This is a genomic window from Streptomyces ficellus, from assembly GCF_009739905.1.
Taxonomy (GTDB): domain Bacteria; phylum Actinomycetota; class Actinomycetes; order Streptomycetales; family Streptomycetaceae; genus Streptomyces; species Streptomyces ficellus_A.
The window spans coordinates 509334-523863 of sequence record NZ_CP034279.1; the positions used below are offsets into that span (position 1 = coordinate 509334).

The window sequence follows — 14530 nt, forward strand, 5'->3', positions numbered from 1 at the left end:
GTCTGTATGGCGCGGCGCGCGTCCGGTCCGTGGTCACGCCTGCGGTACCGCTTCGACAACCTGATGGTCCACGGCACGCCCGTGCTCATCGGCTGGCTGACGCTGGTCTGCCTGGTGATCGTGGTTCCGGCCAGTGTGGTGCTCGTCTGGGCCGACCGCGGTGCTCCGTCCGGTTTCTCCGGGCGGGCGACGGCCGTCTGGCAGAGCGTCGGCCGCACGCTCAGGCTGGGTGGCGAGGTCGGTCCGCCCGTGTACGTGGCGATGTCGGTCCTGCTGGCGCTCGTGGCACTGCTGTTCGTGTCGGCGCTCGTCAGCCTGATCACCACGGGGCTCAACGAGCGCCTGCTGGCCTTGCGGCTGGGCCGGTCGGTGGTCCTGGAGGAGCGGCACACGGTGCTGCTCGGCTGGTCCGACCAGGTGTTCCCGGTCGTCGCGGAGCTGGTCGCCGCCAACGCCAATCAGCGCAGGGCGGCCGTCGCCGTGCTCGCCGACGAGGACAAGGCCCACATGGACGGCGAGATCGCGACGCACGTCGGTGACACGGGCACCACACGGGTGATCTGCCGCAGCGGTGCCACCACCGACCCGGCGGTCCTGCCGCGGGTGAGCCCCGGGACCGCGAAGGCCGTGCTGGTGCTGTCCCCCGGCGGCCCGGACGGCGACCGTCATGTGGTGAAGACGCTGCTCGCCCTGGACGCGGCCGTGCCGCGCGCGGAGGACCGGGTGGTGGTCGCCGCGGTGCGCGAGCCCCGGCACCACACGGCCGCGGTCCTGGCCGCGGGCCCGCACGGGCACGTCCTGAGCATCGACGACATCGTCGCCCGGCTCCTGGTCCAGACCTCGCGACAGCCGGGACTGTCGCTCGTCTACCGGGAGTTGCTCGACTTCGCGGGTGACGAGTTCTATCTGGTGCCCGCCGCCGGGCTCGCCGGCCGTACGTTCGGCGAGGCGCTCAGCGCGTTCGCGACCACCTCGGTGGCGGGGCTGGTCCGGGCCGGCGGGGACACCGTCCTCAGTCCGCCGCCCGACGTGCGCATCGGCGCCGGCGACCGGCTCGTGGTCATCACCGAGGACGACGACACCGCGGTGCCGGCCGACACGGTGCCGCCCGTCGACGAGGACGCGATCGTCGCGGCCGGACCCCGCGCACCGGCGGCGGAACGGCTGCTGCTCCTCGGCTGGAACCGCCGCGCCCCGCTGATCGTCGAGCAGCTCGACCAGTACGTACGGCCCGGCTCGTCCCTGGACGTGGTGTCGCTGAGCGACGCGGCGACGCTGCGCTCGGCGGTGAGCGCGGTGGGCGGGTGCGTGCGCCTGCTGGTGACGTTCCACCACGGTGACATCACCGAGCGGCGGACGCTGAGCGGCCTGGACGTGCCGTCGTACGACAGCGTGATGCTCATCGCGGACGACGGGGGTTCGGCGCAGGCCGGTCCGGAGACGGACGACCGGACGCTGGTCACCCTGCTTCACCTGCGCGCCGTCGAGGAGGCCGCCGGGCGGGAGCTGTCCGTGATCACGGAGATGACCGACGACCGCAACCGGCTGCTGGCACCGGTGCGGCAGGGCGCGGACTTCATCGTCAGCGGCCGGCTGATCAGTCTGCTGATGACGCAGATCGCGGAGAACCGGCACCTGGCCGGTGTGTTCGACGAACTGTTCAGCGCCACCGGGAGCTCGATCCACCTGCGGCCGGCGGCCGACTACGTCCTGCCCGGCCGTGACGTCTCCTTCGCCACCGTGGTGGAGTCCGCGCGCCGCCGTCAGGAGTGCGCCATCGGCTACCGGCTGCGGGCCGAGGCGGCCACGGGTCCGTCCCACGGCGTGCGGATCAACCCGGACAAGCGCGTGCCGGTGCGGTTCGGGACGGGGGACGCGGTGATCGTCGTGGCGGAGGGCTGACCGGCCACCACGAGGCTTCCGCGTGGTGCGGTCTTCACTCCTCGGGGTGGTCGTCCGTCGCCACCGTCGACTGCCAGGTGCGAACCCGACAACCGGGGGAAGAAGTAGCGGCAGCGAAAAGGAGGCTGCTGTGGACGGTGAAACACTGAGGATCGGGGACGTACTGGCCGAGGCGGCCGACGCCTCGCCGGTGGAGTCCGTGGACGTCGTCGCCCGCCACCTTCAAAAGCGCTTCCAAGCGGTGTGCGTCTCCTTCCTGTTCGCAGACCTCATCGGGGAGAAGCTCATCCGGCTGGCGATCGCCGACGGGCCGGAGGCCGAGCGGGAGGGCACCACGCGCATCGGCCTGCGGGGCAGTGTGTACGAGAAGGTGCTGCGGTCACAACGCCTGCACGTGGAGCCGCACGGCGACAACGCCCGGCGGGTCGTCGCGCCGGTCACCAACCGGGGCGACTGCATCGGTGTGCTGGAGATGACGCTGCCGTACACCGACGAGTCGACGCTGCGGCAAGTGCACGAGGCGGCGCGGGCGCTGGCGTACATCATCGTGACGGACCGCCGGTTCACCGACCTCTACCACGTGGGGAGACGGACGACGCCGACGAGCCTGGCGGCCGAGATCCAGCACAACCTGCTTCCGTCGGCCTCGTGTTGCGAGGCGGCGCAGTTCTCGGTGGCCGGTGGCCTGGTGCCGGCCGACGACATCGGCGGCGACACCTACGACTACGCGCTGGACCGCGACACCCTGCACCTGTCCATCACGGACGCCATGGGGCACGACACGGAGTCCGCCCTGCTGGCCACCCTCCTGGTGGCGGCGCTGCGCGGTGCCCGGCGGGCGGGCTGCGGGATCGCCGAGCAGGCCCGCCGGGCGCACCGGGCCCTGGTCGCCCACGACTGTGGCATCGCCACCGGTCAGCTGCTCCGGGTCGACCTGGGCGAAGGACGCGTCCAGCTCGTCAACGCCGGCCATCCGCGCCCCCTGCGGCTGCGCGACGGCGAGGTGGAGGAGCTCGCCCTCGCGGTGAACCTGCCCTTCGGGGTGCCCTCTCCGGTCCCGTACCGGGTCCAGGAGCTGGAGTTGCGGCCCGGTGACCGGCTGGTGCTGCTGACGGACGGCATGCAGGAGCGGTCCGCGTCGGCGGTGGACCTGCCGGCCCTCGTCCGGGACACCCGGTGGCTCCACCCGCGTGAGGCGGTCACCGCGCTGGTGGGCGCGGTGCGTACGGCCTGTCAGGACCGTCTGCCGGACGACGCCACGGTGATGTGCCTCGACTGGTACGGCGCGGATGCCGCCGGGCGGCGGGAGTCGTGGTCCTCGTAGGAGAGGTCTTCGTAGCAACGGTCTTCGTAGGAGCGGGGGGGTGAGGCGATGGTGGCGGAATGCGCCATTCCTTCACCGTGTGAAGAAATTGTCGGCACGCTGGGTGCCGTCGCCGGAGGCCTCGGCTCCGTATGGCCCTCACGCGGGGCACATGCGTCCGCCGGGCCCTCCGACGGACGCACCGGTGACGCCCCGGTACCCGCGTCCTGTTCGAGCCGGTGAGCCCCGCGCACCGGCGGGACGGGGCAGACGGCCGCGGCGGGCGTGTCCTAGCCTCCCGCGCCATGCGCATCACACACCTCAGCAAAGCGATCCTGACCGCACTGCTCACCGTCGCCTTCGCCCTCGGCCTGAGCGGGCCGGCGACCGCGGCGGGGCAGGGGAACACCGGGGCCGCCGCCGCGGACCTGACCTTCACGGCCGACCAGCAGAGCGTCACGCCGGGGTCCACGGTCAACTTCACGATGACGTTCACCAACAACCAGGAGACGGACATCTGGTTCGTCTACCAGTCGGTGCAGCCGACGTGGCTCACCACCCAGCGCAAGGACCTGAAGTACGCGTTCACCTCCTGCACCGCCGACGGCGTGACCTGCTCGGGGACCGGCACCACGAGCGTGGGCATGAACTACGCCATCCCGCTGGCGCCGGGCGCGACCCGGACGGTGACGCTGTCCGTCCAGATCGCCGCCGACTCCGGCTGCAACGGGAACATCGGCTTCTACTCGTACCTCTACTACGAGTACAACGGCGGCCAGGCCACCAAGGACGGGGTGTTCAACACGCCCGAGACGCGGGTCGTCTGCGCGCCCGCCACCAGCTGACCGACCCCCCCTTCTCGCAGGATCCCGTCCCCCGGCCCGCAGGCGGCCGGCCGCACCCGGGTGCGGCCGGCCGCCTCGTCGTGTGGCCGAAAACCGGCAGCGGCCCCCGGGGCTTCGCACGGGCCGGCCGGGCGCCTCCGGCAGGGCCGCCGCGCGGCCGGCCGCAAGCGATTTCCGCCGCGCCGCACCAGCGCCGCACTCCGCCGGGACCGTGCGGAGAGGCCCTTCCGCACAGCCCTTCGAGCGGCCCCGGGAACCGTCTCCCACCCGGTCCGGCACCTGCGCTTTTCCGTCATGTTCCACATCGTGCGCACGGATCCTCCACACAGGCCGCACTATGTGACGCGTTGGAGCCGATCGGCGCCGCCTCGGCGAGGCGCGGCCGGGAGGCTGGGGGGTGGGGTGCGTCCGCCGGGGAGAGGCGGGCCGCCCTTCCGGGGAGGGACATCACCGCATGAAGCGGACGCTGCGCACGACCGCGCTCACCATGGGCGCGCTGTTACTCGGGCTCGGGTCCCCGGCCATACCGGCGACCACCGCGGCGGCGGACCCGGCGCCGCGCGTCGACCTGCGGGTCCTGGTCGTCACGGACGGCGGGCCGGCCACCGCGGCGATCGCCGCCGAGCTCGACGGCGCCGGGACCCCGTACACGCTGGTGGACCTCACCCGTGCGGACCGGCCCGTGATCGACGCGGCGTTCCTGGCCGACACCGTCGACGGCCGGCCGCGGGCGAAGTTCCAGGCGGTAGTGCTGCCCAACGACGCCCCGTTCGCGGCCGGTTCGGGCGAGATGGCCGCGCTCGTCTCGTACGAGAGGACCTACGCCGTCCCCCAGGTCGACGCCTACACCTACGCGAGACCGCAGAACGGGCTGGCCTACCCGGTGAACGGCGGCTACCTCGGCACCGTGGACGGGGTGCGCGCCGAGGTGACCGCGGCGGGCCGGTCGGGGCCGTTCGGGTACCTCGACGGCGCCGTGCCGTTCGAGGACAACTCACCCACGGTCAGCGAGAGTTACGCGTTCCTGTCCCGGCCGGTCGCCGGGGCCGACTTCACGCCCTACGTCGAGGCGCCGATGCCCGGCCGGCAGACCCGGGGCGTCCTGGTCGGCGAGTACCGCCACGACGGCCGCCGGGAGCTGGTGGTCACCTTCGCCTACAACCAGCACCAGCAGCAGTTCCGGCTCCTGGCGCGGGGGATCGTCGACTGGATGACCCAGGAGACCAGGCTCGGCACCTCGCGCAACTACTTCGCCGTGCACGTGGACGACGTCTTCGCGGCCGACGACCGCTGGGACACCACGCTGAACTGCACGCCCGGCGACGTGGACTGCGCGCCCGGCACCGGGGCCCCGGACCCGATCCGGATGACCGCCGCGGACGTCGAGCACGCGGCCCGGTGGTCGCGCGACCACGGGTTCACCCTCGACATGGCGTTCAACGGCGGCGGCAGCGTGGAGCACCGCGAGGAGCACGGCGGCAGCGATCCCGCCGCCGACCGGCTCGTCGCCGACCGCGACGCGTTCCGCTGGATCAACCACACCTACGACCACCCCTACCTGGGGTGCGAGCAGGACGTCAGCAGCGTCCCGTGGAAGTGCGCCACCGACGCGGCGGGCGCCACCCGGTACGTGAGCCGCGCCGAGATCGACCACCAGATCGCCGGCAACCGCAGGTGGGCCGAGCGGGCCGGACTGCCGCTGCGCGACGGCGAACTGATCACCGGCGAGCACTCGGGGCTCAGGCTGCTCCCGCAGCAGCCCGAGGACAACCCCCACCTGGCACCGTCGCTCACCGCCAACGGCATCGCCTGGCTCGGGGCCGACAACTCCCGCGACCCCGGGCAGCGGCAGGTGGGCTCCGCCCTGACCGTCGCCCGCCACCCGGTGAACATCTTCTACAACGCGGGCCGGGTCGCCGAGCAGGTCGACGAGTACAACTGGATCTACACCAGCCGGGCGCAGGGCGGCAGCGGCCTGTGCGAGGAACTGGCCACCACCACCTGTCTCGACGAGCCGCTGGACGCCGCGACCGGCTACACCGGTCACATCGTGCCGCTCGAGACGCGGGTCGCGCTCGGGCACGTCCTGTCCGGCGACCCCCGCCCGCACTTCATCCACCAGTCCAACCTGGCCGAGGACCGCATCGCCTACCCCGTCCTCGACGGGGTGCTGGACCGGTACGCCGCCCTCCACGCCGCCAACACCCCCCTGGTGAACCTGCCGATGAGCGCCATCGGGGCCGAGCTGCGCGACCGCGCGGCCTGGCGGACCGCGGTCCGGGACGGCGACGTCACCGCCTACCGCGTGGGTGACACGGTGACGGTGGAGGCCCCCGCGGGGCTGCCCGTCGCCGCCACCATGCCGGCCGGCACCGTCCACGGCGCCACCGCCTTCGGCGAGCCGTACGCCGGCACCACCTCGGGCCGGGTCGCCGGCCCCGGGAGCGGCCCGATGACCCTCGCGCTGCCCGGTTCCGCCACCGGCGCGGACACGGCCGACACTGGCGCCGCGCGGACCCCGGCACCGGCCCCGTACCGGAAGGCACCGCACACCCCGGTGCCCCCGGGGGTCACCCGGCCGGTGCCGCCCGGCCCGCAGGGCTGACCCGCCGCGCTCCCCGCCCCACCCACTCCCCGCCCGGCCCCCGGGCACCGGTGCGCGTCACCGGTGCCCCGGCCGGCCCCTGCTGCCGCGGAGCACGTCCATGCACGTATCGCACCCCGCGCCGCGCACCGGCGCGGCGCACGTCACCCTGCTCACCGAAGGCACCTACCCGCACAGTCACGGCGGCGTCAGCGTCTGGTGCGACCAACTCGTCAACGGCATGCCGGACATCGACTTCGAGGTGATCGCGGTGACGGGAACCGGCCGGGAACCACTCGTCTGGAAGATCCCCCCGCACGTGTCCGAGCCCGTCGCGGTCCCCATGTGGGGCCCCACGCCCACCGGCGCACCACCGTCGGGCCGCCGTGGGCGACGGCTCATGGCGGCGTACGAGCGGTTCCTCACCGCCCTGCTCGACCCCGCCCACGAGGAGCTGTTCGGGCCGGCGCTGCACGAGTTGGCGGGGGCCGCCCGCGACGGGCTGCTCAGCCCCGCCCTGCGCTCGGACCGCGCCGTCACGGTGCTGACCGGGGTGTGGAACCGGCCCGGCCTGACGGTCCGGGAGGCCCGCCCCTCCCTGCACGACGCCGTGACCGCCACGAACCTGCTGGAGCACGCCCTGCGTCCGCTGGCCGCGCGGCCGCCGCACCGCGGGGTGGCCCACGCGGTCAGCGGCGGCATCGCCGCGCTCCCGGGCCTGGCCGCACACCAACTGCACGGTGTGCCCCTGCTGTTGACGGAGCACGGGGTGTACCTGCGCGAGCGGTACATCGGCTACCGGGGCGCCGCCTACCGCTGGCCCGTGAAGGCGGTGATGCTGGGCTTCTTCCGGCTGCTCGCCGGGGAGACGTACCGCCGGGCCGCGCTCATCACCCCGGGCAACCGCTACAACCGGCTGTGGGAGGAGCAGGGCGGGGCCGACCCCGCGCTGATCCGCACGGTCTACAACGGGGTGGACCCCGCCGCGTTCCCGGCCGCCGGCCCGGAACCGGAGCGCCCCACCCTCAGCTGGGCCGGCCGGGTCGACCCCATCAAGGACCTGGAGACGCTGATACGCGCCTTCGCGCAGGTGCGCGAGCGCATACCGGAGGCCGTGCTGCGGCTCTTCGGCGGGACGCCCCGCGGCGGCGAGGCCTACCGGGACCGGTGCGAGGAGCTGGCCCGTTCGCTGGGCCAGGGGGACGCCGTGACCTTCGAGGGCCGGGTGGAGGACATCCGGGACGCCTACGCCGCGGGCAACGTGGTGATGCTGTCCAGCATCAGCGAAGGGTTCCCCTTCACCCTGATCGAGGCCATGTCGTGCGGGCGGGCCACCGTCTCGACCGACGTGGGCGGGGTGCGCGAGGCGGTCGGGGGCGCCGGTCTGGTCGTACCGCCGCGCGACCCCGGCGCGATGGCCGCCGCCGCGCTGGAGCTCCTGAGCGACGCGCCGCGCCGGGCGGCGATGGGTGAGGCGGCACGGCTGCGGGTGATCGAGCAGTTCACGCTCCGGCAGACCGTGGAGACCTTCCGCTCCATCTACGTGGAACTCTCCGCCCCCGCCCGGGACGCACTCCCCCACCCGGAGCGCGCACACCTCGCCGCCCGCGGGAGCGTGGCCGGATGAGCGGACGGTCCGTTCCCGAGCCGGACAGCGACACCGTGACGCTGCGGCTGGCGGGACCGGTCGACGAGCTGGCCGCCGAACTGTCCGACCGGACGGCCTCGGCGATGCACCCCTACGAAGTGGCGGCGCTCCTGGAATCCGAGGGGCTGACGGGAGAGCGGATACGGGAGCGGTACGGCCACCCGGACATCTTCTCCCTCGCCGAGGAGCTCTACCGGCGGGTGCCGCGCGCCTTCCCCGAGCCGCCCCCGGCCACCGACCCCTGGGCGCCCGACCACCTGCGCTGCGCCCTGCGCGGGTTGCTGTTCGCGCTCCCGGGGCTCGCCTATCCGCTGACCGCGCCGCTGTGGCGGGGGGCGGGGGCGGTGACCGGGCTGGTCCTCGCGGGGCTCGTGTCGTGGGCGTGGGGGCAGGCGCTGAGCCACCGCACCTACGTACGTCTCGCCACGGGCCGGCACGAGGCGGGTCTCACGCTGCGGGCCGGTGCGCCGGTGGGCGCCGTGCTGGCGAGCCTGGCCGCCCTGGCGGTGGCGGGACCGGGGGCGGCGGCCCTGTTCGCGGTGGGCCAGTCCGTGTACCTGGCCGCGGCGGGCGTCCTGCTGGTGCTGGGCCGTGAGCGGGTGCTGGCGGCGGCGCTGTCGCCGCTCGTCGTGGGCGGCGCGCTGCTGCTGTACGGGGAGCCGGGGGCGGCCTGGCGGGTCGGTCTGCCGCTGCTGGCCCTCGCGGCGACGACGGCGTCGGCCGTGCGCGCGGTGCGCGGCGCCCTCGGTTCGGCACCGGTGCCGGGGGCGGCCCGGCCGGGGTACCTGTCCTCGTCGCCGTACGGGCTGTTCGGGCTGGCGGCGGGGGTCCTCGTGCTGTCCCTGGGGGCCCGGCACCCGTACACCGTGGTCGCGCTGACGGTGAGCATGGGGCCCGCCGAGTGGCTGCTGTACCGCTTCCGGGGGATGTCGGTGGCGGCGCTGCGGGCGTCGGCCACGCCCGCGGGGTTCCGGCTGCGGACGGCACGCACCCTGACGTTCTGTCTCGCGGCGTACCTGGGGCTGCTCGTCCCGGCGGCGCTGCTGACCGGGGCGCCCGCGGCGGAGGTGGCCGCTCTGGGCGCCGCCCTGTGGGCCGCCCTGCTGCTCCAGGCCTTCGGCGCGGGCTGGTTCCCGGCGGCCGTGTGCCTCCTGGCGGCGGCCGGTGTCCTGGCGGCGGCCACCGGCGGGGCGCCGCCGTGGGTGTCCCTCGCCTGGTGCGCCGCCGCCGCGCTCGCCCTGGCCGGCTGCGTCCTGCACGTGCTGGGCCGGCCCTCCGCGCACGCCTGACCGCACCTTCAGCACTTCCGTCTCGCGCACCACCGCCTCGCGCACCACACGACCAGCCATCCGGACGAAGGGGAACACCACGTGACCTCCGCACCGCTCGCCGCCGTCACCGGAGCCGACGGGTTCATCGGCTCACACCTGACCGAGGCCCTGGTGGCCTCGGGGCACCGGGTCCGCGCCATGGCGCAGTACAACTCCTTCTCGTCGTACGGCTGGCTGGAGGTGCTGCCTCGCGACGTGCTCGACCAGGTCGAGATCGTCCTGGGCGACGTGCGCGACCCCGGTTCGGTGCGCGCCCTCGCCGAAGGGGCGGACGCCGTCTACCACCTGGCCGCGCTCATCGCGATCCCGTACTCCTACCGGGCGCCGCACAGCTACGTCGACACCAATGTGACGGGCACCCTCAACGTGCTGGAGGCGGTGCGGACGCTGGAGACGCCCCGGCTGGTGCACACCTCCACCAGCGAGACGTACGGCACCGCCCGTACGGTGCCCATCACCGAGGACCACCCCATCAACACGCAGTCGCCGTACGCGGCGTCGAAGGCGGGCGGGGACCGGCTCGCCGACAGCTACCACGCGAGCTTCGGCACGCCGGTGGTCACCCTGCGCCCGTTCAACACCTTCGGCCCCCGGCAGTCGATGCGGGCCGTCATCCCGACCGTGATCGGACAGGTCGCCGCGGGCTCGCGCACGATCACGCTCGGGGACCTGCGGCCGACCCGCGACTTCACCTATGTCGCCGACACGGCGCGGGCGTTCCTGGCCGTCGGCACCGCCCCGGCCGAACGCGTCGTGGGGCGGACCTTCAACGCCGGTACGGGGCAGGAGATCTCGGTCGGCGACCTGGTCCGGCTCATCGGCAAGGTGATGGGCGCCGACCTGGACGTCCAGGAGGACGCGCAGCGCATCCGGCCCGCGGCCTCGGAGGTCATGCGGCTGGTCGCGGACGCCACCCGGCTGCGCGACGCCACGGGCTGGGCGCCGGGCCACGACCTGGAGCAGGGCCTCGCCCGGACCGTCGAGTTCTTCCGCGACCCGGCGCATCTCGCCCGCTACAAGACGGACATCTACAACATCTGACCCGCACGGAACCCGTACGAGCCATGGAGAGGGAGGCATCCCCATGCACGCAGTGATACTCGCCGGGGGCAAGGGTGTGCGGTTGCGTCCGTACACCACCGCACTGCCCAAGCCGCTGGTGCCCATCGGGGACCGGCACGCGATCCTGGAGATCGTGCTGCGGCAGCTGGCGGCGGCCGGCTTCACCAGCTGCACGCTGGCCATCGGCCACCTCGGGCAGATCATCCGCGCCTACGTGGGCAACGGCTCGCGGTGGGGCCTGGAGGTCGACTACGCGGCCGAGGAGAGCCCGCTGGGCACGATCGGGCCGCTGCTGATGATGCGGGACCGGCTGCCCGAGACGTTCCTGGTGATGAACGGCGACGTCCTGACCGACCTCGACTACGCCGATCTGCTGCGCCGCCACGCCGGCGGGGACGCCCCGCTGACGATCGCCACCTACTGCCGCCAGGTGCACATCGACTTCGGGGTGCTCACCACCGACGCCGGCAAGGTCGTCGGGTTCAGCGAGAAGCCCAGCCTGGACTACCGGGTCTCCATGGGCGTGTACGGGCTGTCGCGCGCCACGCTGGAGCACTACACGCCGGGCCTGCCGCTCGGTTTCGACGAACTGATCCTCGACCTGCTGGACACGCCCACTCCCCCGGCGTCGTACGAGTTCGACGGCTACTGGCTCGACATCGGGCGGCCGGACGACTACGACCGGGCCAACGCGGAGTTCACCACCCACCAGTCCCTCCTGCTGAAGGGGGCCTGAGACCCGCATGCGCATCCTCGTCCTGGGCTCCACCGGCTACCTGGGGGGCCACGTCACCGCCGGGCTGCGCGCCGTCGAGGGGGCGCGGCTGCTCCTCGGCGGCCGCTCCCCCGGCACCGACCTGGCGGTGGACCTCGCGACGGCCCGGACCGGTCCGCTGTGCGAGGCGCTCGCCCCGCTCGCGCCCGACGTGGTGGTCAACTGCGCGGGCGCCGTGGGGGGCGACCCGGTGACGCTCGCGGAGGTGAACGCCCGGGGGCCGGCCGTGCTGTGCGCCGCGCTGCGGGAGGCCGCGCCGGGCGCCCGGCTGGTCCACCTCGGGTCGGCCGCCGAGTACGGCCCCGGCACCGCCGGGGAGCCGGTCACGGAAGGGGCACCGACCCGGCCGGTCGCCCCCTACGGGGCCACCAAGCTCGCCGGGACGGTCGCCGTCACCTCGTCCGGTCTGGACGCCGTCGTCCTGCGGGTGGGCAACCCGGTCGGGCCGGGGGCTCCGGCGGCCGGGCTGCCCGGAGGTCTGGCGAGACGGCTGTACCGGGCGGGCGGGGACGCGGCGGAGCCGGTGCGGCTCGGCGACCTCTCCGCGTACCGCGACTTCGTGGACGTGCGCGACGTCGCCCGTGCGGTGGTGCTCGCGGTGACCCGGCCGGGCCCGGTGCCCCCGGTGCTGAACGTCGGCGGCGGGCGGGCGGTGCCCGTGCGCGACCTGGTGCACGGGCTGGCGCGTACGGCCGGGTTCACGGGCCGTATCGAGGAGGCGGGCGGCGGGTCGGCCCGCTCGGCCGCCGTCGCCTGGCAGTGCTCCGACATCTCCGCGGCGCGCGAGGCGCTGGGGTGGGCGCCCCGGTACGGGCTCGCCGACTCGCTCGCGGCGCTGTGGGCGGCCGTCGCGGACGCGGCACCGGCGGCGGGCGCGGGCCTGGACGTGGTGCGGTGACGGGGCTCGCCCGGCGGGGGGTGCGGCCGTCGCTGCTGGTGGCCGCGCTGCTCCTGGTGGTCGCGGGGTGCGCCGGGGACACCGCCCCCCGGCCGCCCCGGGAGCGCTGGGTGCCGCGGCCGGGCACGGCGTGGGAGTGGCAGCTGGACGGCCGGGTCGACCCGCGTGCCGACGTACCGGTGTACGACATCGACGGTTTCGAGAACAGCGCCGAGGACGTGGCGCGGCTGCACCGGGACGGCCGCCGGGTCGTCTGCTACGTCAACGCCGGCGCCTGGGAGGACTTCCGTCCCGACAGGGACGACTTCCCCGCGTCCGTCCGGGGCCGGCCCAACGGCTGGAGCGGCGAACGGTGGCTGGACGTCCGGCGCCTGGACGTCCTGCGGCCGCTGATGGAACGTCGGCTGGACATGTGCCGGCGGAAGGGCTTCGACGCGGTGGAGCCGGACCTCGTGGACGGCTACCTCCACGACACCGGTTTCCCGCTCGAAGCCGCGCACCAGCTCGCGTACAACCGCATGATCGCCCGGGCGGCGCACGAGCGGGGCCTGTCGGTCGGGCTGAAGAACGACCTGCCGCAGATCCCGGAGCTGGTCGGCACGTTCGACTTCGCGGTGAACGAGCAGTGCGCCGAGTACGGCGAGTGCGCGCGGCTCAGCCCGTTCGTCCGGGCGGGCAAGGCGGTGTTCCACGTCGAGTACGGGCTCGCGCGGGCCGACTTCTGCGCCGAGACGCGCCGGCTGGGCCTGTCGTCGATGCGCAAGCGGCTACGGCTGGACACCTGGCGTCAGGCCTGCTGACGCCGGGTGTCCGGGCGGCGGCCGGTCAGCGGCCGGTCAGCGGGCTTCGGCCAGTTCGGGGTGGTGGCGGCGGGCGACCTCGGGGTGGGCGCGCACCCAGCCCTTGAGTTCGTTGCGGCCGTACTCGGCGTGCAGGGGATTGGCGTGGTCGTGCGCGATGCCCGGTGCCCGGCCGAGGTAGCCGCCCGGGACGGTGTCGATGACGGCGTCGAGGCGGGGGTTGTAGAAGAACGGCACGGAGAAGCGCTCCACGGCGCCGGGCGGGCTGACGACCCGGTGGTCGGTCGCGACGAGGTAGCCGTTCGTCGCGATCTCCAGCAGCTCGCCCAGGTTGACCACGAAGGCGCCGGGCATGGGAGGGACTTCGATGAACGTGTCGCCGGAGCGCACCTGGAGCCCGCCCACGCCGTCCTGGAGCAGCAGCGTCAGGAAGCCGTAGTCCTTGTGGGCCCCCACGCCCTGGCCGCTGCCGGAGGGCGCCGATCCGGGGTAGCGGATCAGCTTGGTGTGCAGGTGGGGCCGGTCGGCGAAGGCCTCGTCGAAGAAGCCGGCGGGCGCGCCGATGGACACCAGCAGTTCGCGCAGCAGCCGGTGGGCCACCGCGGCCAGCCGCTCCTGCCAGGCCAGCACGACGGTGCGCAGTTCGGGCAGGGCGGCCGGCCACTGGTTGGGGCCCTCCAGCCACAGGTACGCGGGGTCGTCCGGGCCCACCGCCGGTGCGGGCCGTTCGGCGCCGACGTCGAGCTGGTCGCGCCAGTCGGAGCGGCCGCCGGTGAGCTCGTGCCCGATCCGCGTGTAGCCGCGGAAGTGCGGCGAGCGCAGGTTGCTGAGGGCCAGCCGGTCGGCCTCGGGCAGTGCGAAGAACTCCCGGGTGACGCGGAGGATCCGGTCCGTCTCCGCCGGGCCGATGCCGTGGCCGGTCAGGTGGAGGAACCCGACGTCGTGGGCGGCGTCGTGCAGTTCCTCGTGGAACGCCGCGCGGGTGGCGGGGTCGTCGGCCCGGGACAGGTCGATGACGGGCAGCGAGGTGGTGGACGCTGGTGGCATGGACGGCATGATGGCCTTCCGTTTCTGCGGTGACGAGGCCCTGTTCCCGGAGGTGGCGGGATATGGGGGTACGCGGAGCCGTCGGCAGGGGTGTGACCGGGGCCGCGCGCCCCGACAGGACCGTGTGGGTCGTGAGAACCGAGTGGGTCGTGAGGGGGGAGGGTCAGGCCTGCGGCCGACAGCCCATGGTCGTGACGCGCGCGTAGTCCACGTGCCGGCGCATCACGAGAAGAGGAACCCGAAGAGTCACCCGTTGAGCTTAACCCGGCCCACGGCCCGCCGGCCGGAGACGTCGGCCACACGGGCGGCCCCCGCACCGGTCCGGGATGCGGCAG

General features: G+C 74.2%; 11 protein-coding genes. 10 read left to right on the forward strand and 1 reads right to left on the reverse strand.

The annotated features are described in order from the left end of the window. Nucleotides 1–6 precede the first annotated feature (6 nt). The 10 genes from EIZ62_RS02275 to EIZ62_RS02320 all read left to right on the forward strand — a co-directional run bounded on the left by EIZ62_RS02275 (nucleotide 7) and on the right by EIZ62_RS02320 (nucleotide 13148). Nucleotides 7–1902, forward strand: a complete 1896-nt coding sequence (locus EIZ62_RS02275; RefSeq protein WP_156691032.1) for a CASTOR/POLLUX-related putative ion channel — start codon at nucleotides 7–9, stop codon at nucleotides 1900–1902. 130 nt (nucleotides 1903–2032) lie between these two features. Next, complete coding sequence (locus EIZ62_RS02280; protein ID WP_156691033.1) at nucleotides 2033–3226, forward strand: PP2C family protein-serine/threonine phosphatase; 1194 nt, start codon at nucleotides 2033–2035, stop codon at nucleotides 3224–3226. Between the two features lie 284 nt (nucleotides 3227–3510). Further along, nucleotides 3511–4050, forward strand: coding sequence for a hypothetical protein (locus EIZ62_RS02285; RefSeq protein ID WP_156691034.1), 540 nt, complete (start codon nucleotides 3511–3513; stop codon nucleotides 4048–4050). Nucleotides 4051–4504: 454 nt separating this feature from the next. Continuing rightward, nucleotides 4505–6655, forward strand: coding sequence for a hypothetical protein (locus EIZ62_RS02290; RefSeq protein WP_156691035.1), 2151 nt, complete (start codon nucleotides 4505–4507; stop codon nucleotides 6653–6655). Nucleotides 6656–6755: 100 nt separating this feature from the next. Beyond that, on the forward strand, nucleotides 6756–8261 hold the full coding sequence (pelF, locus tag EIZ62_RS02295) for a GT4 family glycosyltransferase PelF (RefSeq protein WP_156691036.1): 1506 nt from the start codon (nucleotides 6756–6758) through the stop codon (nucleotides 8259–8261). Further along, entirely contained in the window at nucleotides 8258–9571 is a 1314-nt protein-coding gene (locus EIZ62_RS02300; RefSeq protein ID WP_156691037.1) for a hypothetical protein, read from the forward strand. The genes pelF and EIZ62_RS02300 overlap by 4 nt, the downstream gene beginning before the upstream one ends. Nucleotides 9572–9652: 81 nt before the next feature. Then, nucleotides 9653–10654, forward strand: coding sequence for an SDR family NAD(P)-dependent oxidoreductase (locus EIZ62_RS02305; protein ID WP_156691038.1), 1002 nt, complete (start codon nucleotides 9653–9655; stop codon nucleotides 10652–10654). A gap of 43 nt (nucleotides 10655–10697) precedes the next feature. Continuing rightward, a complete protein-coding gene (locus EIZ62_RS02310; protein WP_156691039.1) occupies nucleotides 10698–11411 on the forward strand; it encodes a sugar phosphate nucleotidyltransferase in 714 nt (237 codons plus the stop codon). Between the two features lie 7 nt (nucleotides 11412–11418). Then, on the forward strand, nucleotides 11419–12348 hold the full coding sequence (locus tag EIZ62_RS02315; protein ID WP_156691040.1) for an NAD-dependent epimerase/dehydratase family protein: 930 nt from the start codon (nucleotides 11419–11421) through the stop codon (nucleotides 12346–12348). Next, on the forward strand, nucleotides 12345–13148 hold the full coding sequence (locus EIZ62_RS02320) for an endo alpha-1,4 polygalactosaminidase (protein WP_244375376.1): 804 nt from the start codon (nucleotides 12345–12347) through the stop codon (nucleotides 13146–13148). Before EIZ62_RS02315 ends, EIZ62_RS02320 begins: the two co-directional genes overlap by 4 nt. 36 nt (nucleotides 13149–13184) lie before the next feature. Here EIZ62_RS02320 and EIZ62_RS02325 read toward each other — a convergent pair whose 3' ends face one another. Further along, a complete protein-coding gene (locus EIZ62_RS02325) occupies nucleotides 13185–14204 on the reverse strand; it encodes an isopenicillin N synthase family dioxygenase (RefSeq protein WP_156691041.1) in 1020 nt (339 codons plus the stop codon). Between the last annotated feature and the right edge of the window lie 326 nt (nucleotides 14205–14530).

Excerpts from the sequence above, each read along its gene's own strand:
- EIZ62_RS02315 (WP_156691040.1), top strand. The coding sequence starts at position 11,419 with ATGCGCATCCTCGTCCTGGGCTCCACCGGCTACCTGGGGGGCCACGTC.
- EIZ62_RS02300 (WP_156691037.1), top strand. The coding sequence starts at position 8,258 with ATGAGCGGACGGTCCGTTCCCGAGCCGGACAGCGACACCGTGACGCTG.
- EIZ62_RS02290 (WP_156691035.1), top strand. The coding sequence starts at position 4,505 with ATGAAGCGGACGCTGCGCACGACCGCGCTCACCATGGGCGCGCTGTTA.
- pelF (WP_156691036.1), top strand. The coding sequence starts at position 6,756 with ATGCACGTATCGCACCCCGCGCCGCGCACCGGCGCGGCGCACGTCACC.
- EIZ62_RS02285 (WP_156691034.1), top strand. The coding sequence starts at position 3,511 with ATGCGCATCACACACCTCAGCAAAGCGATCCTGACCGCACTGCTCACC.
- EIZ62_RS02310 (WP_156691039.1), top strand. The coding sequence starts at position 10,698 with ATGCACGCAGTGATACTCGCCGGGGGCAAGGGTGTGCGGTTGCGTCCG.
- EIZ62_RS02325 (WP_156691041.1), bottom strand. The coding sequence starts at position 14,204 with ATGCCGTCCATGCCACCAGCGTCCACCACCTCGCTGCCCGTCATCGAC.
- EIZ62_RS02275 (WP_156691032.1), top strand. The coding sequence starts at position 7 with ATGGCGCGGCGCGCGTCCGGTCCGTGGTCACGCCTGCGGTACCGCTTC.